Source organism: Acidilutibacter cellobiosedens (genome assembly GCF_004103715.1).
GTDB classification, from domain to species: domain Bacteria; phylum Bacillota; class Clostridia; order Tissierellales; family Acidilutibacteraceae; genus Acidilutibacter; species Acidilutibacter cellobiosedens.
In genome coordinates this window covers 3,062,501-3,087,851 of the sequence record NZ_CP035282.1, presented here as the reverse complement: position 1 = coordinate 3,087,851, position 25,351 = coordinate 3,062,501, and the positions used below count along the sequence as shown (strand labels likewise).

The 25,351-nt window shown below is 33.7% G+C and carries 25 protein-coding genes and 1 rRNA gene (1 of these 26 only partly in view); all 26 read left to right on the top strand.

Annotated features, from left to right (window positions below):
- Positions 1 to 145 precede the first annotated feature (145 nt).
- On the top strand, positions 146 to 832 hold the full coding sequence (locus EQM13_RS14875) for a polyphosphate polymerase domain-containing protein (protein WP_128753092.1): 687 nt from the start codon (positions 146 to 148) through the stop codon (positions 830 to 832).
- Positions 833 to 852: 20 nt separating this feature from the next.
- Complete coding sequence (locus EQM13_RS14870) at positions 853 to 1,524, top strand: DUF4956 domain-containing protein (RefSeq protein ID WP_071141101.1); 672 nt, start codon at positions 853 to 855, stop codon at positions 1,522 to 1,524.
- 17 nt (positions 1,525 to 1,541) lie between these two features.
- Positions 1,542 to 3,464 carry a CotH kinase family protein gene (locus EQM13_RS14865; protein WP_071141100.1) on the top strand — a complete coding sequence of 641 codons (1,923 nt, stop codon included), beginning with the start codon at positions 1,542 to 1,544 and terminating at the stop codon, positions 3,462 to 3,464.
- A 117-nt stretch (positions 3,465 to 3,581) separates the two neighbouring features.
- On the top strand, positions 3,582 to 4,280 hold the full coding sequence (locus tag EQM13_RS14860; protein WP_200796169.1) for a vWA domain-containing protein: 699 nt from the start codon (positions 3,582 to 3,584) through the stop codon (positions 4,278 to 4,280).
- Positions 4,281 to 4,290: 10 nt separating this feature from the next.
- On the top strand, positions 4,291 to 5,154 hold the full coding sequence (locus EQM13_RS14855; RefSeq protein WP_071141098.1) for a protein kinase domain-containing protein: 864 nt from the start codon (positions 4,291 to 4,293) through the stop codon (positions 5,152 to 5,154).
- A gap of 86 nt (positions 5,155 to 5,240) precedes the next feature.
- The gene (tilS, locus tag EQM13_RS14850) at positions 5,241 to 6,626 is read left to right on the top strand and encodes a tRNA lysidine(34) synthetase TilS (protein WP_071141097.1); all 1,386 of its coding nucleotides are present in this window, start codon (positions 5,241 to 5,243) and stop codon (positions 6,624 to 6,626) included.
- 22 nt (positions 6,627 to 6,648) lie between these two features.
- On the top strand, positions 6,649 to 7,185 hold the full coding sequence (gene hpt / locus EQM13_RS14845) for a hypoxanthine phosphoribosyltransferase (protein WP_071141096.1): 537 nt from the start codon (positions 6,649 to 6,651) through the stop codon (positions 7,183 to 7,185).
- A gap of 188 nt (positions 7,186 to 7,373) precedes the next feature.
- Positions 7,374 to 9,179 carry an ATP-dependent zinc metalloprotease FtsH gene (gene ftsH / locus EQM13_RS14840; protein WP_304441914.1) on the top strand — a complete coding sequence of 602 codons (1,806 nt, stop codon included), beginning with the start codon at positions 7,374 to 7,376 and terminating at the stop codon, positions 9,177 to 9,179.
- 233 nt (positions 9,180 to 9,412) lie between these two features.
- Positions 9,413 to 11,092, top strand: coding sequence for an acyl-CoA mutase large subunit family protein (locus tag EQM13_RS14835; protein ID WP_071141095.1), 1,680 nt, complete (start codon positions 9,413 to 9,415; stop codon positions 11,090 to 11,092).
- A 14-nt stretch (positions 11,093 to 11,106) separates the two neighbouring features.
- Positions 11,107 to 11,508 carry a cobalamin B12-binding domain-containing protein gene (locus tag EQM13_RS14830; protein ID WP_071141094.1) on the top strand — a complete coding sequence of 134 codons (402 nt, stop codon included), beginning with the start codon at positions 11,107 to 11,109 and terminating at the stop codon, positions 11,506 to 11,508.
- Complete coding sequence (gene meaB / locus EQM13_RS14825) at positions 11,509 to 12,453, top strand: methylmalonyl Co-A mutase-associated GTPase MeaB (RefSeq protein WP_240662945.1); 945 nt, start codon at positions 11,509 to 11,511, stop codon at positions 12,451 to 12,453.
- 16 nt (positions 12,454 to 12,469) lie between these two features.
- Entirely contained in the window at positions 12,470 to 12,871 is a 402-nt protein-coding gene (gene mce / locus EQM13_RS14820) for a methylmalonyl-CoA epimerase (protein ID WP_071141093.1), read from the top strand.
- Between the two features lie 28 nt (positions 12,872 to 12,899).
- Positions 12,900 to 14,444 carry an acyl-CoA carboxylase subunit beta gene (locus tag EQM13_RS14815; protein ID WP_071141092.1) on the top strand — a complete coding sequence of 515 codons (1,545 nt, stop codon included), beginning with the start codon at positions 12,900 to 12,902 and terminating at the stop codon, positions 14,442 to 14,444.
- A 12-nt stretch (positions 14,445 to 14,456) separates the two neighbouring features.
- The gene (locus EQM13_RS14810; protein ID WP_071141091.1) at positions 14,457 to 14,810 is read left to right on the top strand and encodes an OadG family protein; all 354 of its coding nucleotides are present in this window, start codon (positions 14,457 to 14,459) and stop codon (positions 14,808 to 14,810) included.
- 25 nt (positions 14,811 to 14,835) lie between these two features.
- Positions 14,836 to 15,240, top strand: a complete 405-nt coding sequence (locus tag EQM13_RS14805; RefSeq protein WP_071141090.1) for a DUF2118 domain-containing protein — start codon at positions 14,836 to 14,838, stop codon at positions 15,238 to 15,240.
- Between the two features lie 23 nt (positions 15,241 to 15,263).
- The gene (locus EQM13_RS14800) at positions 15,264 to 16,445 is read left to right on the top strand and encodes a sodium ion-translocating decarboxylase subunit beta (protein WP_128753090.1); all 1,182 of its coding nucleotides are present in this window, start codon (positions 15,264 to 15,266) and stop codon (positions 16,443 to 16,445) included.
- Positions 16,446 to 16,622: 177 nt separating this feature from the next.
- Entirely contained in the window at positions 16,623 to 17,609 is a 987-nt protein-coding gene (locus tag EQM13_RS14795; RefSeq protein ID WP_128753089.1) for a P1 family peptidase, read from the top strand.
- A gap of 140 nt (positions 17,610 to 17,749) precedes the next feature.
- Positions 17,750 to 18,505, top strand: coding sequence for an ECF transporter S component (locus EQM13_RS14790; RefSeq protein ID WP_128753088.1), 756 nt, complete (start codon positions 17,750 to 17,752; stop codon positions 18,503 to 18,505).
- Positions 18,506 to 18,518: 13 nt separating this feature from the next.
- Entirely contained in the window at positions 18,519 to 19,307 is a 789-nt protein-coding gene (locus tag EQM13_RS14785; protein ID WP_114219356.1) for a type III pantothenate kinase, read from the top strand.
- Positions 19,308 to 19,341: 34 nt separating this feature from the next.
- Entirely contained in the window at positions 19,342 to 20,328 is a 987-nt protein-coding gene (dusB, locus tag EQM13_RS14780) for a tRNA dihydrouridine synthase DusB (RefSeq protein ID WP_128753087.1), read from the top strand.
- Positions 20,329 to 20,454: 126 nt separating this feature from the next.
- A complete protein-coding gene (locus tag EQM13_RS14775; protein ID WP_128753086.1) occupies positions 20,455 to 21,303 on the top strand; it encodes a hypothetical protein in 849 nt (282 codons plus the stop codon).
- 109 nt (positions 21,304 to 21,412) lie between these two features.
- Positions 21,413 to 21,889 carry a transcription elongation factor GreA gene (greA, locus tag EQM13_RS14770; protein WP_071141083.1) on the top strand — a complete coding sequence of 159 codons (477 nt, stop codon included), beginning with the start codon at positions 21,413 to 21,415 and terminating at the stop codon, positions 21,887 to 21,889.
- 13 nt (positions 21,890 to 21,902) lie between these two features.
- Positions 21,903 to 23,381: a lysine--tRNA ligase gene (gene lysS / locus EQM13_RS14765; RefSeq protein WP_071141082.1), complete on the top strand. Its 1,479-nt coding sequence runs from the start codon at positions 21,903 to 21,905 to the stop codon at positions 23,379 to 23,381.
- Positions 23,382 to 23,729: 348 nt separating this feature from the next.
- Entirely contained in the window at positions 23,730 to 24,317 is a 588-nt protein-coding gene (locus EQM13_RS14760; RefSeq protein ID WP_128753085.1) for a uracil-DNA glycosylase, read from the top strand.
- Entirely contained in the window at positions 24,298 to 24,897 is a 600-nt protein-coding gene (locus tag EQM13_RS14755) for a uracil-DNA glycosylase (protein ID WP_128753084.1), read from the top strand. The genes EQM13_RS14760 and EQM13_RS14755 overlap by 20 nt, the downstream gene beginning before the upstream one ends.
- 191 nt (positions 24,898 to 25,088) lie before the next feature.
- Positions 25,089 to 25,351 (top strand): 16S ribosomal RNA (locus EQM13_RS14750) (it continues 1,267 nt past the right edge of the window).

The window sequence follows — 25,351 nt, the reverse complement described above, 5'->3', positions numbered from 1 at the left end:
GGATTCTTCGGAATCCGTATTTTTTTATAATCCATGGGAGAGTTAATATATTAATAATTCGTTTACAATTCATATAGAGTTCATGAATTCGTCACACAAGGTATTTATAATAAAGTCATATTAAACAAAACAGGAGGTGATAAGGATGAAGAATCAAATACTGAGACATGAACTTAAATATTATATAAACATGTCAGATTACTTTGCCTTGCATCAGAGGTTAAAAGTAATTGCCGATTCTGATTCACATGCTGGTATGGACGGAAAATACAGAGTTAGAAGTTTATACTTTGATAATATTGATGATAAGGCTCTCAGAGAAAAGATATACGGAGTGAATAACAGGGAAAAATTTAGGATCCGTTATTATAACGATGATTTTTCTTTTATTAAAGTTGAGAAAAAGAGTAAAACCAACGGTCTTTGTAATAAGATATCGGTAAGTGTCACTAAAGAACAATGCGAAGAAATTATTGACGGAAATATTGAATGGCTTAAAAGCTCAAACAAACCGTTGCTTACTGAACTTTATGCAAAAATGTACTATCAGCAGCTTAAACCTAAAACATTGGTGGACTATATCAGAGAACCATTTGTTTATAAACCAGGAAACGTAAGGATAACTATTGATAGTAATGTGAAAACCGGCCTCAATTCTAAGGACTTGTTTAATCAAAATGTTCCTACAATGATTACGAATTCTGAAGGAACAGTAATATTGGAAGTGAAATTTGATGAATTTTTACCTGAGATTATCAGGAATATTATTCAGATAAAAAATAAACAGTGTTCATCATTTTCAAAATATGCTGTCTGTAGAATTTACGGCTAAAAATATTTGGAGGGAGAATTATGACATTTAATGATATTTTTAAATCAAGCTTTCTTGAAAAGGTATCGTCCTTTTCTGCGCTGGATATGGTAATTGCTTTAGGACTTGCATTTGTCTTAGGTCTTTTTATATTTTATGTTTATAAAAAAACCTTTATAGGCGTAATGTATTCTGCAAGCTTCGGGGTTTCCCTAATAGCAATGACTCTTATAACCACATTTATTATATTGGCAGTAACTTCAAATGTAGTACTTTCTCTTGGTATGGTTGGAGCACTGTCTATCGTTCGTTTTAGAGCAGCAATCAAAGAACCTCTCGACATAACATTTTTGTTCTGGTCAATATCCGTTGGAATAGTTATTGGCGCAGGGTTAATTCCACTTGCTGTGTTTGGCTCAATCTTTATTGGTATAGTTATGGTAATATTTATAAACAGAAAGAGTACAGATGACCCATACATACTTCTTATAAATTGTGCTGATGATAATGGAGAACAACTTGTTAAAAATGCTGTGGAATTAAGTGTCAAAAAGTATATGATTAGATCAAAAACTGTTTCACCAAAAGGAATTGAACTTACAATTGAAGTCAGATTAAAAAACATGACTACGGATTTTGTAAATAATATTGCTAAAATTGAAGGAGTGGAAAATGCGGTATTGGTAAGTTACAATGGAGAATATATGTCTTAAGGTAGGTGTTTTAGCATATGATAAAAAGTAAACATATAAATTTAATTATTGCTCTTACATTACTTATAGCAGTTGTATTTACTACTGTATTTATGTTTAATCCTCAATTGTTTGGAATAGTTAAAGAAAGCGCGCAACCTGAATATGCTTCAAAGGTTTTTAATAAAGATAATATCATTTCCATGGATATAAATGTTGATGAAGAAGATTGGAATGAAATGCTTGAAAATGCTACTGACAAGGAATATATTTCCTGCGATATTACCATAAATGGTACTACCTTTTATTCCGTAGGGATTAGGCCTAAAGGAAATTCCAGTTTATCTATGGTAGCCAATGATGACACTACAGACAGATTTAGTTTTAAAATTGAATTTGATCATTATGTAAAACATCAGTCATGTTTTGGCCTTGACAAGATGACCATAAATAATATTTATTCAGACTCTACTTATATGAAAGAATATCTATCCTATGATTTAATGAATAGTATGGGAATATCTACTCCTCTTTATTCTTACGCAGATGTAAAGGTAAACGGTGAAGATTGGGGATTTTACTTAGCGGTAGAAGCTTTAGAGGAGTCCTTTGCTTATAGAAATTTCGGACCTACTTATGGTATGCTTTATAAGCCGGAAAGTATGGAAATGGGGCGTAATGATAAAGATGATAATCAGGAGAGAAGAAATGTTCAGCCGAATAATGAAGATCAGGGAAACGCTCAACAGAATAATGAGGACCAAGAAAATATTCAACGTGAGAATGGCCAACAGCCATTTAACCCACAACAAGGAAATTTTGGAGAGAAAATGGGAGCAGAAGGCTCTGGAGGAGGTTCTGACTTAAAATATATCGATGACGATGTTGACAGCTATCCAAATATTTTTGATAATTCCGTGTTTGATTCCAAAAAATCGGATTATAAAAGAGTTATTAAAGCATTAAAAAATTTGAATGATGGCACAGATCTTGAAAAATATATTGATGTTGACGAAGTACTTAGATATTTTGCCGTTAACACAGTACTTGTTAACCTTGACAGTTATGTAAGCAATATGAAACATAATTATTATTTATATGAAAAAGATGGTCAACTGTCCATTCTTCCATGGGATTATAATCTTTCCTTTGCAGGGTTTCAATCGGGAAATGCGTCTTCAGCCGTAAATTTTCCTATAGATACACCAGTATCGGGAGTTGAGTTATCGGAACGACCGTTGATTGCAAAACTTTTAGAAGTAGGCGAATACAAGGATAAATATCATCAATACATTCAGGATATATTGGATGACTATTTTAACAATGGAAAATTTGAAGATACTATTGACAAACTTGATAGTCAAATAAGTGAATATGTGGAAAATGATGCATCAGCTTTTTACACATATGAAGAATATTTAAAAGGTCTGTCTGCATTGAAAGAGTTCGGAAAACTCAGAGCTCAAAGTATAGAAGGGCAGCTTAACGGGACTATACCTTCAACAACGGATGAACAGTCTGAAAATCAGGACAAACTTATAGATTCTTCCGGCATAAATCTTTCCGATCTTGGATCTCAAGGAGGAATGAAAGGAGAAAATCGGCAACCGGGAAATATGCCTGATATGAATGTTATGAAAAAAGCTCAGGATATTATTGGGTCTGTAGATGATAGTGAATTAACGGAAGAGCAAATACAACAATTAAAAGATTTAGGATTAACGGAAGAGCAGATAGAAATGATGAAAAATATGAAAAATTCAAATAGAGAGGGAGGAGATACCGACAGAAATCAACGACCTCCCGATGATAGAGCAGAATTAAAGACAAATTCCGATACTACTGCTCAAAATACGGAAATAATAGATGAAAACCTATGGATTATCGGAATAAGTGCAGTATCCTTAGTAATTAGCCTTATCTTTGTAATGACATTTAAAAGAAAAAGAGTGGAACAGTGAAAACTGTTCCATTTTTTTCTGTCGTATTATTAGTAATAATTAGGACAAGTAACTAATATACTGAATACAAAAAGAAGAACTGTCAATAATTATTTATAAAAAGAAGGAGGAATGAACATGGTTATAAATCAGATGATATTAGTTACAGATGGAGAGTCAAATACAGGAATTAGTCCTGTTGAAGCGGCGAAAATATCCTGTGAAAAAGGGATAAAGGTGAGTACTATAGGTATAGTTGATAATATGAGAAAGGAAAAATCTTTGGTAGAATTGGAAATGACGGCTCAGGCAGGAGGCGGCATAGGAGAAATTACAGATATTGAGAGTTTATACCAAACTTTAAGTAAGGTTACTGTGAATTCCGTTTATAAAACCATAGAAGAAGCTGTGAATAAAGAATTAAAAAATATTATTAATAAAGATATGACGGAAATTCAACCTAAGGAAAGAAAAAGGATTGTACAACTTATAGATAAACTGGAAGAAGAAGCTTCATTGAAATGTATGATATTGTTAGATACAAGCGGAAGTATGAATAATAAAATAGAAATTGCCAAAAAGAGCATATTGGAACTGTTAAACTTTTTAAATGAAAGAAAAGGAGAAACATATATAGGGGTATGTGCTTTTTCTAAAAGAGGAGAATCCTTTTTTCAGGTCCTATGTGATTTTACTCATGATATTGATATTTTGGAAGGAAGCTTAAAACAAATAAAAACAGGGGGAACTACACCAACAGGACCAGCCATAATTGAAGGGATAAATTTTTTCCATAAAGAAAAAGATGAAGATGTTCTTACTGAATATACGGTGTAGATGAAACTTTATGAGAAATATAATTGGCAGATGGGGAAAAAATGAGTATACTATTATTAAGGAATTGGGAAGAGGGGGTTTCGGAAGGGTATATAAAGTAGCGGATAAAAATGGTCGGGAATTTGCGTTAAAAGTATCAAGAGATGTTCAATCCATAACAAGAGAATATAATTCTATGGATAATCTTAAGGAACTGAAATTTATTCCAAGGGTATATGAATATGATGATTTTGTTTATAAAGGAGAAATATATCATTTTATCTTAATGGAATGGATTAAAGGAAGGAATTTAAAAGAATTATGTTTAAAAAACCAATTAAATGTTAGACATATTATTAAAATTGGGTATAATATAATCGGTAAAATGGAAAGGCTAAAGTCATTAGGATATAAATATACTGATTTTAAACCCGAAAATATTATTGTTGATGAAAATGGGAAAATTTACATTATAGATTTCGGAGGAGCTGTAGGTGTGGAATATTCTACAAAAGAATATTCCCCCGCCTATAATATTATTTCATGGAACAAATTATCTGAAAGCTATGACCATACCATGATTTTCGGAATATCCATGATTATGATTTCTCTTATAGCAAAGAAGGAATTTAACCCTTTGATTTCAAATATAGATGAGATTATTGGACTTTTAAGGAAAACCAATGGAGATGAAAATATAATTTATGTATTATCTAAAGGAATCAGCGGGAAATATAATTCTTCTTTTAAATTTAAAGAAGATCTTAGAAAATTGTACTACAATCAATCCACTTCGTTTAGATTAACTTTCGACAGAGTAGAGTTTGTTTTTGTTTCAAGTATTATTTTTTTTGTGTTAAGTATATTTTTGGGTTTTAAATATAAATTATTTTAGCATTTACAGGGAAAATTTTCTCCATTTTAGCTGATGATACGAGTTGTGTAAGTCAAGTCCAAATTAAATACATAGGTGTGAGGTTTATGAAAGAAAGAGTATTAAAGACTATAAGAGAGTATAAATTAATTGAAAAAAATGATAATATTCTGGTAGGAGTTTCGGGAGGACCGGATTCCATGTGTCTTCTTCATGTATTGGTGGAAATACAAGATGTAATTCCTTTTAACATTTTTGTTGCCCATGTAAATCATGGGGTCAGAGGAAAAGATGCAGATGAAGATGAAGAATTTGTAAGGCTTACATGTGAAAAAATGAATATACCCTTTTATTCTGAAAAAGTAGACATGAATGGATATGCAAGAAAACATAAAATGTCTTCTGAAGAAGCGGGAAGAAAGTTAAGGTATGATTTTTTTAATGAAGTTCTTTTTGAAATAGGCGGAGGTAAAATTGCTGTTGCTCATAATAAGAATGATCAAGCCGAAACGCTTATTATGCGAATAATAAGAGGGACTGGAATTGATGGATTGAAAGGAATGAAATTTTTAAATGGAAATATTATCAGGCCTTTGTTAAATGTTACAAGAAAAGAAATAGAAGAATATATCAGCAAAAATAATATAGAAGTAAGAATCGACAAAACTAATTTAGAGCCTAAGTATTTGAGAAATAGAATACGATTGGAAATAATACCTTATATTGAAAGAGAATATAACCCTAATTTTTTGGATGGATTGAGCAGATTAAGCAGAACTGCTAATTTGGATTGTAATTTTTTAGATAAATATTCATCAAATATTTATAAAAAGATAGTGAAGACCGAAAGTAAAAATAGTATAATTTTAAATAGAAATGATTTTCTGAAGGAGCATAAGAGTATAAAGCAAAGAATAATTAAGCTGTGTTTGATGAAAGTTGCTGACGATATTAACGGAATCACGGAAAAGAATATAAGTGATATTATGGTGCTATTTGATAAAGGAGATACAGGGAAAAGTATAGATTTAAGTAATGGATTGATTGCTAAGACAAGCTATGGGGAAATTATTATTCAAAAAAGAGAAAACAAAGAATTTAGATCTTTTTCATATAAAATGAGAGAAAATGGAGTAAATTACGTGCCTGAATGTAAATGCTATTTTGAAATGAAAGCAGTTCCTATTGAAAAAGTAAAATTAAATTTTAAAAATATGTATATTAAATCATTTGATTATGATAAAATATATGGCGAACTAATTATTAGAAACAGAATTTCGGGAGATAAGTTTAAACCCTATGGAATGAATGGTACAAAGAAGTTAAAGGATTATTTTATAGATGAAAAAATTCCGAAAAATTTAAGAGAGTCGATTCCTATAATTGCAGATGAAAAAAATATTCTCTGGATTGTGGGATATAGAACTAATGAAGAATATAAAATTACTTCCAATACCAAAAAGGTACTAGTCATAAAATGTATTAAAAAATAATAGCAAATTGAGGGGGATCAGAATGGAAGATTTTATAAAAGAAGTACTTGTTACAGAGGATCAAATAAAAAAAAGAGTTGGAGAATTAGGAAAAGAAATAACTGGAGAATATAAAGGGAAAAATCTTGTATTGATTGGAATACTTAAAGGAGCAGTAATTTTTATGTCAGATTTGGTAAGAAGTATAGATCTTCCTATATCTATGGATTTTATGGCGGTTTCCAGTTATGGAAATTCTTCTAAATCTTCAGGAGTGGTAAAAATTAACAAGGATTTGGATTGCAGCGTAGAGGGAAAAGATATTATTATTGTTGAAGATATAATAGATACAGGACTTACTCTTAAATATCTATATGAAAATTTAAAGAAAAGGGGAGCTGAAAGTGTAGAGATATGTACTCTTTTGGATAAACCAGAAAGAAGAAAGGTTGATGTTCCTGTAAAGTATAGAGGATTTGTTATTCCTGATGAATTTGTAGTAGGATATGGGCTTGATTATTCAGAGAATTATAGGAATTTATCATTTGTAGGAGCTTTAAAAAAAGAAGTATATAGTTAATATGTTCAAAGAATGCTTTTATAACGAATAGGAAAGTTCTCACTTATAAAAAACAGATAAAAAGAACTTTCCGTAAATGAGTTTCAAGAAAAGCTACCTTATAATGATAAATTTATTTGTATAATTAAAATAAACATGCTATAATTTGATAATGTAATCTGGCTTAAAGTTAGAAGGAGGGACTCAGTTTGAGAAAATTTTTCAGGAGTATAAGTGTTTATTTGCTTATACTTGTCATGATTATTATTGCTGTACAGATGTTAGGAAAGGGAGTAGAGCAAGTAAAGAAGATGGATGTAACTGAACTTCAGGAGCAATTGGAAGCAGGGAATGTAAAAAGCATTACATCCGTTGGAAATGTTTTAAATGGAAAATTAAAGGATGATACGCAATTTACAACAACATTACCGTCAAATGAGGTAAGCTACCAATTTTATTTGGATTATATAGAAGGTAATAAGAATGTCAGATATAATGTCGAGGAAGAACAAGGAACACCTTGGTTTGTTGATATGCTTCCGGCAATATTTACTGTTTTGGTATTTGGAATAATCTGGTTTGTGTTTATGCAACAGTCCCAAGGGGGAGGAAATAAGGTAATGTCCTTTGGGAAAAGCAAAGCGAGAATGGTAAAGGACGATCCCAATACCAAAATTACTTTTGCCGATGTAGCTGGTCTGGAAGAAGAAAAGGAAGAATTGATGGAGATAGTGGATTTCTTAAAAAGCCCGAGAAAATATATTGAACTTGGAGCAAGAATACCGAAAGGCGTTCTTCTTGTGGGACCTCCGGGAACAGGGAAGACTTACTTGAGCAGAGCTGTGGCAGGAGAGGCTGGAGTACCTTTCTTTAGTATAAGCGGTTCGGATTTTGTAGAAATGTTTGTTGGTGTAGGTGCAAGCCGTGTAAGAGATCTATTCGAACAGGCAAAGAAAAACTCTCCATGTATAGTTTTTATAGATGAAATAGACGCCGTAGGAAGAAGAAGAGGTGCAGGATTAGGAGGCGGCCATGATGAGCGTGAACAAACTTTGAATCAACTTCTTGTTGAGATGGATGGGTTTGGAACGAACGAAGGGATTATTGTCATGGCAGCTACTAACAGACCGGATATCTTAGACTCAGCATTATTGAGACCCGGTAGATTTGACAGGCGAGTGTATGTGGGAGTCCCTGATGTTAAAGGAAGAGAAGCAGTGTTGAAAATTCATACTAAAAATAAGCCATTGGCTCCTGATGTGGACTTAAAAGTTATAGCTAAAAGAACTGTGGGTTTTACCCCGGCAGATTTGGAGAATTTGGTCAATGAAGCAGCTCTTTTGACTGCCAGACATGGACTTAAAGCTATTCCAGCAAATATAATCGAGGAAGCGTCCATTAAAGTTGTGGCAGGACCCGAAAAGAAAAGCAAGGTGATAAGTGAAAAGGAAAAGAAGATAACAGCTTATCATGAAGCAGGTCATGCAGTAACAGCGAGGCTTTTACCGGATGCTGACCCTGTTCATATGATAACTATCATACCGAGAGGAATGGCAGGAGGATTTACAGCATATCTTCCGGAAGATGAAAGAAATTATATGACTAAACGTCAAATGGAGAGTGAACTTGTTCAACTCTTGGGAGGAAGAGTAGCCGAAGCGTTAGTATTAAAAGACATCAGTACAGGAGCCCAAAATGATATAGAAAGAGCAACTAAAGTGGCAAGAAGAATGGTCACTCATTATGGAATGAGTGATAATCTTGGGCCGATGACTTACGGAACTGATGATGAAGAAATATTTGTAGGAAGGGATCTTGGAAGAACAAGGAATTATAGTGAACAAGTAGCTGCTCAGATTGACAAAGAGATGAGAAGCTTAATTGATAAAGCATATCAGACGGCAGAAAAACTTTTATCAGACAATATAAATAAATTGCATTCCGTAGCTCAGGCTTTATTGGAAAAAGAAACTCTTGATGAAAAAGAATTTACAGCGGCTTTTGAAGCAGCATAAAGTAAAAAACATTGAATGAAATTTCTGTGATATAAAACAAGCACTATCGATATTATTAGATTTTAATAATTGCTGATAGTGCTTTTATTTATAAGTAGATTTTTAAAATATGCAATTTTTGTTTCATTTTTAATATAATTTGAAATAATAGTTGCAAATTTTCCCCAAGGATGTAGTATAATATAATAAAGATACTAAAAAACCTGTTTGTTTAATATGAGGAGGATTTGATAATGTTTGACAAGGACACCATTGAAAACGTTAAAGATTCAAAGAAAAAGTGGGAAGAAGATAAGGTTATGAAAACTTTATCAAAATTTCCGGAAAGAAAAGAAGAATTTAGTACAGGTTCAAATATTGAAGTTAATAGGTTATATACTCCTGAGGATAATGAAAATTTAGATTATGAAGGGGATTTGGGATACCCGGGACAATATCCTTTTACAAGAGGAGTTCAGCCTACGATGTATAGAGGAAAACTTTGGACTATGAGACAGTATGCAGGATTTGCAACTGCCGAAGAGTCTAATAAGAGATATAAATATTTGCTTGAACAAGGACAAACGGGCTTAAGTGTAGCCTTTGATCTTCCTACTCAAATTGGATATGATTCAGATGCACCTTTAAGTGAAGGAGAGGTAGGAAAAGTAGGAGTTGCTATTGATTCGTTGAAAGACATGGAAATACTGTTTGAAGGGATTCCGTTGGATAAGGTAAGCACATCTATGACTATAAATGCTCCGGCCAGTATTTTGCTTGCGATGTATATAGCAGTAGCGGAAAAACAGGGAGTACCCAAGAGTAAATTAAGAGGAACAATTCAAAATGATATTTTAAAAGAGTATATTGCAAGGGGAACTTACATATTTCCACCGGAACCGTCCATGAGGCTTATAACGGATATATTTGAATATTGTTCAAAAAATGTCCCTAAATGGAATACCATAAGTATCAGCGGATACCATATAAGAGAAGCAGGGGCTACGGCAATTCAGGAAGTTGCTTTTACTTTAGCTGACGGAATAGCATATGTTGAGGCGGCAATAAAAGCTGGTTTGGATGTAGATGAATTTGCGCCTAGACTTTCATTTTTCTTTAATGCTCATAATGATTTTTTAGAAGAAGTTGCTAAATACAGAGCGGCAAGAAGATTGTGGGCAAGAATAATGAAAGAAAGATTTAAAGCTAAAAAAGAAAAATCCATGATGTTGAAATTTCATACTCAGACGGCAGGTTCTACATTGACGGCTCAGCAACCGGATAATAATATAATCAGAGTTACTATTCAGACCCTTGCTGCAGTTCTTGGAGGGACTCAATCTCTTCATACCAACTCGAGGGACGAAGCTTTAGCTCTTCCTACTGAAGAGTCTGTAAGAATTGCATTAAGGACTCAACAAATTGTAGCCTATGAAAGCGGAGTTACGGAGACTGTTGACCCATTGGCGGGGTCCTATTATATTGAAAACTTAACCGATAAAATAGAAGAAGAAGCAATGAAGTATATACGAAAAATTGATGAGCTGGGAGGAGCACCGAAAGCTATTTCCAAGGGATTTATTCAGAAAGAAATTCAGAATAGTGCGTATAAATATCAAATGGAAATAGAGGCTAATACAAGAGTAGTTGTGGGAGTAAATAAATTCCAAATCGAAGAAAAACATCATAAAGATATATTGAGAGTCGATCCTGAGGTAGAAAAATTGCAGAAGAAGAAATTACAGGAATTAAAAAATTCAAGGAATAATGAAGAAGTCGAAAGGGTATTGAAGAGATTAAAAGATGAAGCAAAGGGCAAGGAAAACTTAATGCCTTGTATATTGGATGCGGTTAAAGCTTATGCGACTCTTGGAGAAATATGTAATGTATTGAGGGAAGTATTTGGAGAATATCAGCAAAGTGTTATATTATAAAAGGAGGAAACAGAATGAATAGACCAATAAGGGTTTTGGTAGCAAAGCCTGGACTTGATGGGCATGATAGAGGAGCAAAGGTTATTGCAAGAGCTTTGAGAGATGCAGGAATGGAAGTAATATATACGGGCTTAAGACAAACCCCCGAACAGATTGTTGCTACAGCAATACAGGAAGATGTAGATGTTGTGGCAATGAGTATTCTTTCAGGAGCACATAATTATTTATTTCCCAAGGTAGTTAATCTTCTAAAAGAAGAAGGAGTGACAGATGTTCTTATAATGGGAGGAGGGGTAATTCCCGAAGATGACATTCCGGGACTTAAGGAAAAAGGAATAGAGGAGATATTTACTCCGGGAACCTCCACAAAAGATGTAGTAGAATATATTAGGACTCATATAAAGAGGAATAAATAGGTGGTGCATAAGTTGGACTTGGAAGATAAATTAATAATGGGAGATAAAAGGGCTTGTGCAAGAGCTATAACTATGGTTGAAAATGGGGACAAAGAAATTTTTGACATGATTAAAAAGTTATATAAATATACTGGCAGGGCTTATATTGTAGGTATTACAGGCCCTCCCGGAAGCGGTAAGAGTACTGTCACCGATAAGCTTACAAAAGAATTGAGAAAAAGGAAGAAAAAAGTGGGGATAATAGCAATAGATCCTACAAGTCCCTTTACAGGAGGAGCAATTTTAGGTGATAGAATTCGAATGAATGATTTAGCCCTTGACAAAGAAGTTTTTATCAGAAGTATGGGTACCAGAGGTTCTTTAGGAGGATTATCTAAGGCCACCCAAGGAGCTGTAAAGATACTTGATATATTTGGGACAGATTATATATTCATTGAAACTGTAGGAGTTGGCCAGTCTGAAATAGATATAGTTAAGCTTGCGGATACGGTGCTTATGGTAATGGCTCCTAATATGGGAGATGATATACAGGCTATTAAGGCGGGAATCGTTGAAATAGCAGATATTTTTGCAATAAACAAATCGGATCTGGATGGAGCCGATAAAACTGAGTTAGAAATTCAAATGATGCTTGATTTAAACGATAAGAAGGATTATAGGCCATTTGTATTAAAAGTATCGGGGGTCAGGAACGAAGGCATGGATATTCTTCTTGACAAGATAATAGAACATAGAAAATATTTGGAGAGTACCAATAAATTAAAGGACATAAGGGTTAGAAATGCAAAACTCGAAATATTAAAGTTAGTGGAAGATGAGCTAATGAGCTCAGTTATGAAGACAATTAAAAATAATTCTATTTTAGAGGAATTGGCGGAGAAAGTGGTCTTAAGAAATTTAGATCCTTATACTGGAAGGGATAAGATTATAGAATTACTTAAATAAGAAGGGAGGAAATAAAGTGATTAAAAAGGTAGATCATATAGGAATAGCGGTTAAAGATTTAGATGAGACTTTAAAGTTTTATGAAAATGTGTTGGGTATAAAGGCTCAAGGCAATGAAGTTATAGAAGAACAGAAAGTGAGAGTTGCTTTTTTGCCCATTGGAGATACAGAGATTGAACTTTTAGAGTCTACAGAGGAAAATGGCCCTATATCGAAGTTTATCGAAAAGAAAGGCGAGGGAATACAGCACATAGCTTATAAAGTAGATGATATCGATAAAGCTATTGAAGAGATGAAATCGAAAGGTATAAGGATGATTGATGAAAAGCCTCGTTATGGTGCAGGAGGAGCAAAAATTGCTTTTTTGCATCCCAAAAGCACCTTTGGAGTTTTGATAGAACTTTGTGAAAGAAATTAGTATTATGTAGAGAAGAAGGAGGGTAAAAATGAAAAACAAAATCGAGGAACTAATCGAATCCAAGAATAAAATATCTCTTGGAGGAGGTGAAAAACGTATTGAAAAACAGCATAAATCCAGTAAATTTACTGCGAGAGAAAGAATAAATCTTTTATTGGATGAAGGCAGCTTTGTTGAAATAGATGCTTTTGTAAAGCACAGATGTACTAATTTTGAAATGGAAAAAGTTGAAGCAGAGGCAGACGGAGTTGTGACAGGATACGGCACTGTAGATGGAAGACTGATTTTTGTATATGCTCAGGATTTTACAGTTCTGGGAGGTTCTCTTGGAGAGATGCACGCAGCAAAAATATGCAAGGTTCAAGATATGGCAATTAAAATGGGTGCACCTATAGTAGGATTTAATGATTCCGGAGGAGCAAGGATACAGGAAGGAGTAGATGCTCTATCGGGATATGGAAATATTTTTTATAGAAACACATTGGCTTCAGGTGTAGTTCCCCAAATTTCTGTAATTGTGGGGCCATGTGCGGGAGGTGCTGTTTATTCACCGGCACTGACGGATTTTATATTTATGGTTGAAAATACGGGAATGATGTTTATTACCGGACCTCAGGTGATAAAATCGGTTACCGGAGAAGAAGTATCTCAGGAAGAGTTGGGAGGAGCTGTGACTCATAATAAAATCAGTGGAGTTGCTCATTTTATAGATTCAAATGAGGAAGACTGCATTCAAAGGATAAAAAGATTGCTGAGTTATCTTCCATCAAATAATCTTGAAGAGCCTCCTATTATTGAAGCTGATGATAATATAAATAGGGTTGAAGAGAGACTTAACGAAATAATACCTGAAAATCCAAATAAATCCTATGATATGAAGGAAATAATAAATATATTAGCAGATAAAGGAGAATTTTTTGAAGTTCAGCCCTATTATGCTCAGAATATGATTACAGGATATATAAGACTCAACGGGATGACCGTAGGAGTGATTGGAAACCAGCCTAAAGTTTTGGCGGGATGTATTGACGTTAATGCTTCTGATAAAGCCGGCAGATTTATTAGGACATGCGATGCTTTTAACATACCGCTGCTTAATCTCGTAGATGTACCGGGATTTTTACCTGGAACGGAACAGGAATATGGAGGGATTATAAGACATGGAGCCAAAATGCTTTATGCTTATAGTGAAGCGACAGTACCTAAGGTCACTCTTATAATAAGAAAGGCCTATGGCGGAGCTTACCTTGCGATGTGTTCTAAGGACTTGGGAGCAGATCAAGTATTTGCATGGCCTAATGCTGAAATAGCAGTTATGGGACCCGAAGGTGCAGCAAATATTATATTCAAAAAGGAAATTGAAGGCTCTGAAGATCCTGTAGAGTTCAGGAAGGAAAAAATAGCAGAATATAAAGACACTGTAAATAATCCTTATATTGCAGCGTCAAGAGGGTATGTAGACGATGTAATAGTGCCCAGTACTACCAGACCAAGACTTATAAGTGCCTTTGATATGCTTCGAAGTAAGAGAGAAGAGAGACCGGCTAAAAAACATGGAAATATTCCTCTGTAGGAAGGTGAGATAGTGGGAGATAAGATAACAATGTCTGATAGCTTAATAATAACTATATTTAGCATGGCTATTGTGTTTATATCTTTATTAATAATATCATACCTAATAAAGGGCTCTAAGGTTATAACAAATAAAGGCACTAAGATGAAGAAAACAAGTCAGAAATTAGTAGCTAAGGAGGCCAATATGGAAAATATTAAGGATGATGAAAACGAAGAATTGATAGCAATTATATCTGCAGCAGTAGCTGCAAGTTTGGGAGTATCGATACCCGAAATGAATATAAAAAGTATAAAAAGAATATCCACAAATGAATGTATATGGTCAAGAGTAGGAAGAGAACAGCAAATGTTTAAGAGATTATAAATAAAACAATTTTAGGAGGTAAAAAATGAGAAAATTTCTTATAAACGTAAATGGAAAAAAATATGAAGTAGAAGTAGAAGAGGTATCTAATGAAGTTCAATATCAAAGTCAGCCGATCCAGCAGAAAGTAGTTGAAAGCTCGGTTCAAAAACAAAACCCAACAGAAAAAGAAGTTTCTTCAGAAGAAGATAAGAAAAATATATCGATAGCTAAGGGCACGGAAGTAGTTTATGCACCAATGCCAGGTACTATTTTAAATATAAATGTTAAGGAAGGCGATATTGTTAAATCCGGTCAGACACTAATTATATTAGAGGCAATGAAAATGGAAAATGAAATAGTGGCTCCCAAAGACGGAAAAGTTACGGGAATTTATGTTAGCAAAGGAGCAACCGTCAAAACGGAAGATAAATTGGTGGGCATAGAATAAAATATGAGAAGGTGGTGGATTGAATGCTATTTAGTATATTGAAAGATTTTTTACAAAGTACAGGCTTTGCAGCTCTTACATATAAAGAAGTAATAATGCTTATTATTTCATTTATACTTCTTTATTTAGCTATAAAAAAAGGATATGAACCACTCCTTTTGATACCAATAGCTTTTGGAATGCTGCTTGCTAATCTTCCCATTAGTGGCCTTATGGATCCACCGGTAATTGAAGTAGTAAAGGATTCTGCGACGGGAACTTTAATTCCCCAAACAAAGAAAATAGGCGGACTTTTATATTATTTGTATCAAGGAGTTAAGTTAGGCATATATCCTCCCTTAATATTTCTCGGTATAGGGGCTATGACAGATTTTGGGCCGTTAATCGCAGCTCCGAGCAGTATACTTCTTGGAGCTGCGGCTCAGCTCGGAATATTTATTACGTTTATGGGAGCTGTAACTTTAGGATTTACAGGGCCTGAGGCAGCAAGTATAGGAATAATAGGAGGTGCAGACGGGCCTACGGCACTTTTCTTAACAAGCAGATTGGCTCCCCATTTATTAGGCCCTATAGCAGTGGCTGCTTATTCGTATATGGCATTAGTGCCAATTATCCAGCCACCGATTATGAAAGCGTTAACAACAAAAAAAGAACGTGAAGTTGTAATGGAGCAGTTAAGACCTGTATCTAAAAAAGAAAAGATAATATTTCCTATATTGGTTACAGTAGTTGTAACATTACTCCTTCCCTCAGCAGCATCGTTGATTGGTATGCTGATGATGGGCAACTTGCTTAGAGAGTCAGGTGTGGTAGACAGACTTTCTAAGACAGTACAAAATGAATTAATTAATATAATTACAATATTTTTAGGAACAACGGTAGGTGCAACAGCTAATGCAGAAACGTTTCTTTCTCCTTCAACACTTAAGATAATAATGCTTGGTCTAATTGCATTTTCCATAGGAACAGCAGGTGGAGTGTTATTTGGGAAAATAATGTATAAAATGAGTGGAGGAAAAGTAAACCCGCTGATTGGTTCTGCAGGAGTATCGGCAGTGCCTATGGCTGCAAGGGTTTCTCAGAAAGTGGGACAAGAAGCAAATCCAAGAAATTTTTTACTTATGCATGCAATGGGTCCGAATGTTGCCGGAGTTATTGGTTCTGCAGTGGCTGCAGGGCTGCTTCTGATGTTTTTTAAAAGTTAAAATTAGTATAAGAATTTCATTGATTTTACTTATTTATAACCTATAGGAAAGTCATATTTTCCTTAATTCATACTTTTCATATAATGAGTTTCAAAAAAGGCTTCTTTAAATATATTAATATCATGATAGAAGCCTTTTCAATATTTTATTTTAGAAAATAATAAAGAGGGTGATTTTATGTATAAAGGATATATAACGGATATTCCCGGAATAGAAGTGGGACACTTTAGTTCTGATAAAGGAATGACAGGGTGCACCGTTGTATTATGCAAGAGGGGTGCTACCGGGGGAGTAGACGTGAGAGGCTCTGCGCCTGGAACAAGGGAAACGGATTTGCTTAAAGCTGAAAAATTAGTTGACAAAATTCATGGAGTTGTCCTTTCGGGGGGAAGTGCTTTTGGCTTGGATGCAGCAGGAGGAGTGATGAAATATCTGGAAGAAATGGGTTCGGGTTTTGATGTAGGAGTTACCAAAGTCCCTATAGTTTGTGGTGCAGTAATATTTGATTTGAATTTAGGAGATTATAAAATAAGACCTGATTTTCATATGGGTTACGAAGCAGCAAAAAATTCCAGTAGTGAAGAAAGAAGGCAAGGAAATATAGGCTGTGGAACCGGTGCTACTGTGGGAAAGATATTGGGGCCTGAAAATTCTATGAAATCTGGATTGGGCAGTGCCAGTATGAATGTAGGAAATTTATGGGTAGGAGCGTTGGTAGTGGTGAACAGCTATGGGGATGTATACGATTATAACAATAATCATATACTAGCAGGAATATTTGACAGAAAAAATAAAAAGTTGATGAATTCCTATGAATTGATGAAAGAAAAAGAAAAAACAACAGGTTTTCCCATGGGCAATACGACTATAGGGGTCGTAGCCACTAATGGAAAAATTACGAAAGCGGAAGGTAATAAAATAGCTCAGATGGCTCAAAACGGTCTTGCCAGATCGATAAATCCCATTAATACTACATATGACGGAGATACCGTATTTGTTATGGGAACAGGAGAAGTTAAAGGAGATATAAATTTAATGGGTACTTTGGCAAGCGAAACAGTTTCAAGAGCGATAACTAACGGAGTATTATCTGCTGAAGGATATGAAGACATTCCGTCCTATAAAGACATAAATGGTGAGGGCAATATAGATTTTATGAAATAGTCATTGAATTTTTTCGAAATTGGTATTAAAATATCTTTAAAAGAATGCTATAGCTGGCATCCATTGTGAGCTGGACTGTTTTCGATTTATATGGAATATCGTCTGGTATCTAAATAATGAACTAGAACGGAGGATGATTTATGTCAAAAATTAAGGGCTTTACTGCGAGAAAGATAGTAATTACAGGAGTATTGGGGGCGATTTCTGCGGTTCTTGGTCTTACCCCCCTGGGATTTATACCTATAGGTGTTACAAGAGCTACAATTATGCACATACCTGTTATAATAGGGGCTATAACCGAAGGACCTATAGTTGGAGGATTAGTAGGGTTGATATTTGGCTTATTCAGTATATTTCAAGCTATAGCAAATCCTACGCCTGTTTCTTTTGTATTTTTGAATCCAATTATATCGGTTCTGCCAAGAATTCTTATAGGAATCACTTCTTATTATACTTATATCGGATTTAAGAAATTAGGAGAAAAGGCTTCACGGAGAGTATTGTATTTCTTATGGAGTATAATTCTGATATATCTTATAGTATCTTTTACTAACGGTATAAAGAATTCAAAGAGTGATTGGATATTAGTATTCAATATAGTACTTATTTTATTAACTTTGTTTATGGGTTACTATTCTCATAAACATTTAAAAAGAAATGGAATAGAGTTAGTTATGGCTGCTGCAGTAGGAACATTAACCAATACCGTTGGAGTTATGTCAGGGATATATTGGATTTATGGAGAGGAATTCGTGCAAAAAGCAGGAATTAGCTCAACGGCTATAGGAAAAGCTATAGTCGGAATTGGAGTGGCTAACGGAATACCGGAAATAATTGTCGCAATAATAATAACTACAAGCGTAATAGCTTCCCTTAATAAAAAGGGTAGTTTATAGGAGGGTAATAACATTGTTATTGGTTATAGATGTAGGAAATACAAATATTGTGTTGGGAGTATATGATGGAGATAGATTACTTTATGATTGGCGAATAGCTACGGATAAGGACAAAACTTCTGACGAATACGGTCTTTTACTAAAACAGATATTTAGTTATCACAATTTATGTTTTAAGGATGTGGAAGATGTTATAATTTCTTCAGTAGTACCTACTTTAATGTATACTTTAGATGCTACTATTAAGAGGTATATTGGACATGATCCTTTGATAATAGGGCCAGGCGTAAAAACCGGAATGAATATAAAATATGACAATCCTAAAGAGGTGGGTGCCGACAGAATAGTTAATGCGGTAGCCGGATATGAAAAGTATGGCGGGCCTTTGATTATAGTTGATTTTGGAACCGCAATAACTTTTTGTGCCATATCCAAAAATGGGGATTATCTGGGAGGAGCTATAGCTCCCGGTATTAAAATCTCCAGTGAAGCATTATTTATGAGAACGGCAAAACTACCTAAAGTTGAGTTGGTGGAACCTGAAAGAGTAATATGTAAAAATACTGTAAGCAGTATACAGGCCGGATTGGTATATGGGTACAGAGGGCTGGTTGATTATATTATAGAAAAAATGATAAATGAGTTGAAACCTGAAGGGAAAGTTAAAAATATAGTAGCGACTGGAGGATTTGCTTCTCTTTTGGCGAGTGAAAGCAAGTATATTAACAGGATAGATAAACTCCTGACTTTGGAGGGGTTAAAGATAATATACAAAAGAAATAAAAATTCAAGTAGCCTTTAAGGCTACTTATTTTTAAATTCTAAGGAGTGGAAAGATGAGAATTGGCAGTGTTGATGTTAAAAATAATATATTTCTTGCTCCTATGGCAGGAGTAACTGATAGTTCATTTAGGATTATATGCAGAGAAATGGGTGCCGGCCTTGTATATACTGAAATGGTAAGTTCAAAAGGCCTTTATTATAAAGATAAAAAGACTTACGATATTATGAGTATAGAAAATGGAGAAAGACCTGTTGGAGTTCAAATATTTGGGTCTGATCCGGATATTATGGCTGAAGTAGTATCAGACCATATAAATAAGAGAAACGACATAGATGTAATAGATATAAATATGGGTTGCCCCGCCCCTAAGGTGGTGAAAAATGGAGATGGAAGTGCATTACTTAAGGATATTGATTTAATAGGAAAGATAGTAAGCAATGTAGTTAAAGTTGCGGAAAAGCCTGTTACGGTTAAAATAAGAAAAGGATGGGACAAAGAAAATATAAATGCATTGAAAGTAGCTAAAATAATAGAAGAGTCAGGTGCTCAAGGGATAACTATTCATGGAAGAACCAGAGATATGTTTTATTCTGGAGAAGCCGATTGGGATATTATTAGGGAAGTTAAAAAAACGGTTAAAATACCGGTTATAGGAAACGGAGATATTTACGAACCGAAAGATGCTGTTGAAATGTTTCGCTATACCGGCTGTGACGGAGTTATGATAGGAAGAAGTGCCAGAGGAAATCCCTGGATATTTAAACGAGTTCTAAGGCTAATTCAAGGTAAAGAAGATTTTTTGCCTACAGAAGAAGAGATAATTCATACTGCCATAAGACATATGGAACTCATTTGTTCTATTAAAGGAGAAAAAAGAGGAATTAAAGAAATGAGGAAACATCTAAGCTGGTATATAAAAGGTATGAGAAATTCGGCGGTGATTAAAAATCATATCAATCAAATGAATGATAAAAATGAGATAGAAGAATTATTATTAGAATATTTAAGAGAACTTCGGCATAATTTGAGAAGTGGGTAATATATATGTTCATATAATAAAAATTTGGGGGGATATATATGTTTTGACTTTTTATATGTTATAGGGGAGGAAGATTATAGAAGATACTTAAAAAAAGGAATATTTAAATATTGTCCTGACAAAATAATGAAAGTTTTCGGCTCTAAAATAATAATGGATATTGTTGACATTAAGGAAAATATTATAGGAAAGAGCTTTGGAATATCACCTCTTATGCCGAAGGAAAAAGATAAATTTATTGATGAAATAATTCACAGCATAAATAATATCGAAGAAAGGGATTTTAAGAATATTGTATTTGATAGTTCCTATATTTTTGACAATGAAGATATACTGAAAATTGAAAGAGAAACAAGTTTTTCTGTAGCAGATGGAAAGATGGTAATGGCAGAATTTCTTCCTCACGTGTTAAATGAGATTTTTCAAGAAATGAAAGAGGATCTGAGAAGAAAAGAAATATTGATTATTGGAGAAGATGATCCGTCATTTTATTTATTAGTAGAAAATCTTTCCAAAGGAATAGGATTTTTAACTGTTACAGATGAAAAAAGGGGTTATATTGATGAATTGACTTCTAATACGTTAGAAAAAACTGGTTTATCGATATTTTATTCTCAGAATGTTGATAAAATATTGTCCAATTATTCGATAATAATTAATTTTAAAGAAAAAAATATCATTGACCCAAATAAATTAAGAAAAAAGTCTGTGGTATTTGATTTAAGCAGAAATAAAATATTGTTGACTCAAATTAAAGAGAAAACAATAGTGCCCATTGAAGATTTTTTATTTTCGACGAAAGGTAAAATAAAAATAAATGAGTACTTTGCTCCCGAGGAGAAAATATTTTCTAATAAATATGAATTACTTGAACAACATGATTATAAAGATTTTCTGGGGATATTGGCAAATGGAAGGGAATATACAATAGAAGAGTTTGTTATTATTCATAGGAGCAATAAAATAAAATTGTAAGTACTTGACAATAAAGAAAAGCTAAATTATAATGTCACCATATAATGAAATCAATATTCTAACAAATAGATAAATGAGATGTGTTATTATAAGAAAAGGAGAGGTACAGATGGCTGATAAAAATGTTTTTATTACGGTTGATGGTTTAAAAAAGTTGGAGGAGGAACTGGAAACTTTAAAAACAGTCAGAAGAAAAGAAGTTGCTGAGAGAATAAAACAAGCCTTGGCATTTGGAGATATAAGTGAAAATTCCGAGTATGACGAAGCAAAGAATGAACAGGCTCAATTGGAAGAAAGAATAGTAAAATTGGAGAATATGCTTAGGAATGCTAAAGTAATTGATGATGATGATATTAAAACAGATGTGGTAACGATTGGCTCTAAAGTGCTTCTTAAAGATTTGGAGTATGATGAAGAAATAGAGTATACTATAGTTGGTTCAGCAGAGGTAGATCCTTATGTAGGCAAAATTTCAAATGAATCTCCCGTGGGGAAATCGTTAATAGGAGGTAAAATAGGGGATATTGTTGAAGTACATGTACCAGATGGAATTATAAAATATGAAATTCTGAAAATTAACAAGTAGAGGAGGAACGGAAATGCCAGGAACTGAAGAAAAAATTAATGAAATACTTAAACTAAGGAGAGAGAAACTAAAACAGTTAGTAGAAGCAGGAAGGAATCCCTTTATTATTGAAAAATTCGACTATACTCATCATAGCACAGAAATAAAAGAGAATTTTGATGAATTGGAAGAAAAAGAAGTATCTGTGGCAGGGAGGATTATGTCCAAAAGAGGCCATGGGAAAATAATATTTTTTGACTTACAGGATAGTGAAGATAAAATTCAAATATTAGCGAAGATGAATTCTATAGGAGAAGAAGAATATGGTTGGATAAAGCAGTATGACATTGGAGATATAATAGGGGTCGTAGGAAAGGTGTTTAAAACGAATACAGAGGAAATATCAATTAGAGCCGAAAAAATTGTTCTTCTTTCAAAATCCATTCAGATACTTCCGGAAAAGTTTCATGGGCTTAAAGATATGGATTTGAGATACAGACAAAGATATGTGGACTTAATAGTAAATCCTGAAGTAAGAGATACATTTATTCTTAGAACTAAAATTTTAAAGAATATAAGAAAGTATCTTGATGAAAGAGGTTTTTTAGAAGTTGAAACTCCCATACTTGGTACAATAGCTGGGGGAGCAAATGCAAAACCTTTTATTACTCACCATAATACTTTGGACATAGACATGTATTTAAGGATTGCCAATGAATTATATTTGAAAAGGCTTATAGTCGGCGGTTTTGAGAAAGTATATGAAATGGGAAGAATGTTTAGAAATGAAGGTATGGACTATAAACATAATCCTGAGTTTACAAACATTGAGCTTTATCAAGCCTATGTGGATTATGAAGAAATGATGAGGATAACGGAAGGAATAGTAGCCTATGTGGCAGAGGAATCATTAGGAACTACTAAGATTAATTATCAAGGTATAGATATAGATTTAACTCCTCCTTGGAAGAGAATGGATATGGAAGAAGCTATAAAAGAATTTTCTGGTGTAGATTTTAGTAAAATAAATACTGACAAAGAGGCTATAGAAATAGCTAAAGAAAAAGGATTAGAAATAAAATCCGGAATGACGAGAGGACATGTAATCAATGAATTTTTTGAAGCTTTCTGTGAGAAGAATTTGGTTCAACCAATTTTTATCACGGGTCATCCCGTTGAAGTTTCTCCTCTTGCTAAAAAGAATCCTAATGATCCAAGAAAAACTGAGAGGTTTGAAGCATTTATCAATACTTGGGAAATCGCCAATGCTTTTAGTGAGCTTAATGATCCCATAGATCAAAAACAAAGATTTGTTGATCAATTAAAACAAAGAGAACTGGGAGATGAGGAAGCTCATATGATGGATACGGATTTTGTTAATGCCATAGAAGTAGGACTTCCACCTACAGGAGGCCTTGGGATAGGAGTAGATCGACTGGTAATATTGCTTACAAATCAGCCAAGTATCAGAGATGTTTTATTATTCCCGACAATGAAACCTTTGGAGGAATAACGATATATTTTTAGTATTCGATTAAGAGTACCGCAAATATTTTAGTCTTTAAAATATTTGCAGTGCTCTTTTATTTAGAATTTCAAAGCCGCTGTTTATATTTACAGTAGAAAATTAAATATATCAATCACAGTAAGGACATGATTTTAAATTGTAACGGAACAGAAGAACTAAATTTAAATTTACTCGGATAATTCAGAAAAGATTTCATAAACTTAAAGGTGTAAATTTGAGATGTAGATAAAATTATGAATTTAATAATAAATTCTAAAGCAAATATAATTTTATTTTACAAACCAAATTGTGATAAAATATATGTAGTTTAAGATATAGTTCGGGGGAATTAAAATGTATACTTTAGAGGAACTTGAATATATAGTTTCTAAATGTCACAGATGTGATTTAAGCCAGGGAAGGACTAATGTAGTATTTGGAGAAGGGAATAAAAAAGCAAGATTGATGTTTATTGGAGAAGGACCCGGATATAATGAAGATCAGCAGGGAAGGCCCTTTGTAGGGAAAGCAGGGCAACTTTTAGATAAGATGATAGAAGCAATCGGTTTGAAGAGAGAAGATGTTTATATAGCAAATATAGTTAAATGCAGACCTCCGAATAACAGAAATCCTTATGAAGAGGAAAGTGTCATATGCATTGAATATTTAAGATGGCAAGTTAAAATAATAAATCCTGATATAATAGTTTGCCTTGGAGCTATAGCCGCAAGAAATATTATCAGTCCGGATTTTAAGATTACTGCTGATAGAGGAAAATGGATTCAGAGAGGAAGCTTTTATATTATGCCTACTTATCATCCGGCAGCTCTTTTAAGAGACGAAAATAAGAAAAAAGATTCTTGGGAAGATTTTAAGAAAATAAGAGATAAATATAAGGAAGTGATTTTAACTCCGAGAAAGGATGAAGTTATTGAAGAATGAAGAATTGTTGAAACTAAATAATAAAATACTTAATGCTTATAAGGATAAAGACATAGTGTTAGGAAATGGGAACGTAGATAGTCCTATAATTCTTATAGGAGAAGCTCCAGGAGCAAAAGAGGTTGAGCAAAGAAAACCGTTTGTGGGGCAAGCAGGAAAATATTTAAATGAATTTCTAACGACATTGGAAATAAAAAGAGAAAAAGTATATATAACTAATATCGTTAAATACAGACCAACGAAAGAAAGTGCTAAAACCGGGAAATTAATAAATAGACCTCCTACAGAAAAAGAAATCGAAAAATTTGTGGATTTTTTGTTTGCGGAGATATGTATTATTGATCCAGAGGTATTGGTTACTCTCGGGAATACCCCTTTGAAAGGAATATTTCAAAATGATGTAAAAATTGGAGATGTACATGGCGAAATGTTACAAGCCGAAATCGATAGAAAGCCTTATAAAGTTTTTCCTCTGTATCATCCTGCTGCGATTTTATATAAAAGGGATTTAAAAGATACATATCTAAAAGATCTACATATATTGAAGGGAATATTATCTGAAATGGGAGTGAATATTTAGAGTAAAATTTGTAGAAAAAAATATAAAAAATCACAAAAAAGATATTGACATATCAAAAGAAAGCTGTTATAGTATTAAGAGTTGACGGTAAGTCAACGCTGAACCAAGAAAATTAAACAGTGGGAATAAATTTGAGTAAAAAATAAGTTATAAAAAAGAAGTTAGTGTTTGATAAGAGCAAAGGCAAACTTTAAATTGAGAGTTTGATCCTGGCTCAGGACGAACGCTGGCGGCGTGCTTAACACATGCAAGTCGAGCGAAGGAATACTTAGGAAGCCTTCGGGAAGAATACGTATTCCTTAGCGGCGGACGGGTGAGTAACGCGTGAGGAATCTGCCTCGCACAAGGGGATAGCCTCGGGAAACCGGGATTAATACCCTATGATACTTACACTGCGCATGCAGAGTAAGTTAAAGAATATCGGTGTGAGATGACCTCGCGTCCCATTAGCTGG

What these genes read in the sequence shown, in the direction of transcription:
- EQM13_RS14835 (WP_071141095.1), top strand. Translation starts at nt 9,413, where the DNA reads ATGTTTGACAAGGACACCATTGAAAACGTTAAAGATTCAAAGAAAAAG.
- EQM13_RS14855 (WP_071141098.1), top strand. Translation starts at nt 4,291, where the DNA reads ATGAGAAATATAATTGGCAGATGGGGAAAAAATGAGTATACTATTATT.
- greA (WP_071141083.1), top strand. Translation starts at nt 21,413, where the DNA reads ATGGCTGATAAAAATGTTTTTATTACGGTTGATGGTTTAAAAAAGTTG.
- EQM13_RS14815 (WP_071141092.1), top strand. Translation starts at nt 12,900, where the DNA reads ATGAAAAACAAAATCGAGGAACTAATCGAATCCAAGAATAAAATATCT.
- EQM13_RS14870 (WP_071141101.1), top strand. Translation starts at nt 853, where the DNA reads ATGACATTTAATGATATTTTTAAATCAAGCTTTCTTGAAAAGGTATCG.
- EQM13_RS14860 (WP_200796169.1), top strand. Translation starts at nt 3,582, where the DNA reads ATGGTTATAAATCAGATGATATTAGTTACAGATGGAGAGTCAAATACA.
- EQM13_RS14760 (WP_128753085.1), top strand. Translation starts at nt 23,730, where the DNA reads ATGTATACTTTAGAGGAACTTGAATATATAGTTTCTAAATGTCACAGA.
- EQM13_RS14790 (WP_128753088.1), top strand. Translation starts at nt 17,750, where the DNA reads ATGTCAAAAATTAAGGGCTTTACTGCGAGAAAGATAGTAATTACAGGA.
- EQM13_RS14755 (WP_128753084.1), top strand. Translation starts at nt 24,298, where the DNA reads ATGAAGTTATTGAAGAATGAAGAATTGTTGAAACTAAATAATAAAATA.
- EQM13_RS14830 (WP_071141094.1), top strand. Translation starts at nt 11,107, where the DNA reads ATGAATAGACCAATAAGGGTTTTGGTAGCAAAGCCTGGACTTGATGGG.
- EQM13_RS14865 (WP_071141100.1), top strand. Translation starts at nt 1,542, where the DNA reads ATGATAAAAAGTAAACATATAAATTTAATTATTGCTCTTACATTACTT.
- EQM13_RS14795 (WP_128753089.1), top strand. Translation starts at nt 16,623, where the DNA reads ATGTATAAAGGATATATAACGGATATTCCCGGAATAGAAGTGGGACAC.
- EQM13_RS14775 (WP_128753086.1), top strand. Translation starts at nt 20,455, where the DNA reads ATGAAAGTTTTCGGCTCTAAAATAATAATGGATATTGTTGACATTAAG.
- lysS (WP_071141082.1), top strand. Translation starts at nt 21,903, where the DNA reads ATGCCAGGAACTGAAGAAAAAATTAATGAAATACTTAAACTAAGGAGA.
- tilS (WP_071141097.1), top strand. Translation starts at nt 5,241, where the DNA reads ATGAAAGAAAGAGTATTAAAGACTATAAGAGAGTATAAATTAATTGAA.
- EQM13_RS14800 (WP_128753090.1), top strand. Translation starts at nt 15,264, where the DNA reads ATGCTATTTAGTATATTGAAAGATTTTTTACAAAGTACAGGCTTTGCA.
- hpt (WP_071141096.1), top strand. Translation starts at nt 6,649, where the DNA reads ATGGAAGATTTTATAAAAGAAGTACTTGTTACAGAGGATCAAATAAAA.
- EQM13_RS14875 (WP_128753092.1), top strand. Translation starts at nt 146, where the DNA reads ATGAAGAATCAAATACTGAGACATGAACTTAAATATTATATAAACATG.
- dusB (WP_128753087.1), top strand. Translation starts at nt 19,342, where the DNA reads ATGAGAATTGGCAGTGTTGATGTTAAAAATAATATATTTCTTGCTCCT.
- EQM13_RS14805 (WP_071141090.1), top strand. Translation starts at nt 14,836, where the DNA reads ATGAGAAAATTTCTTATAAACGTAAATGGAAAAAAATATGAAGTAGAA.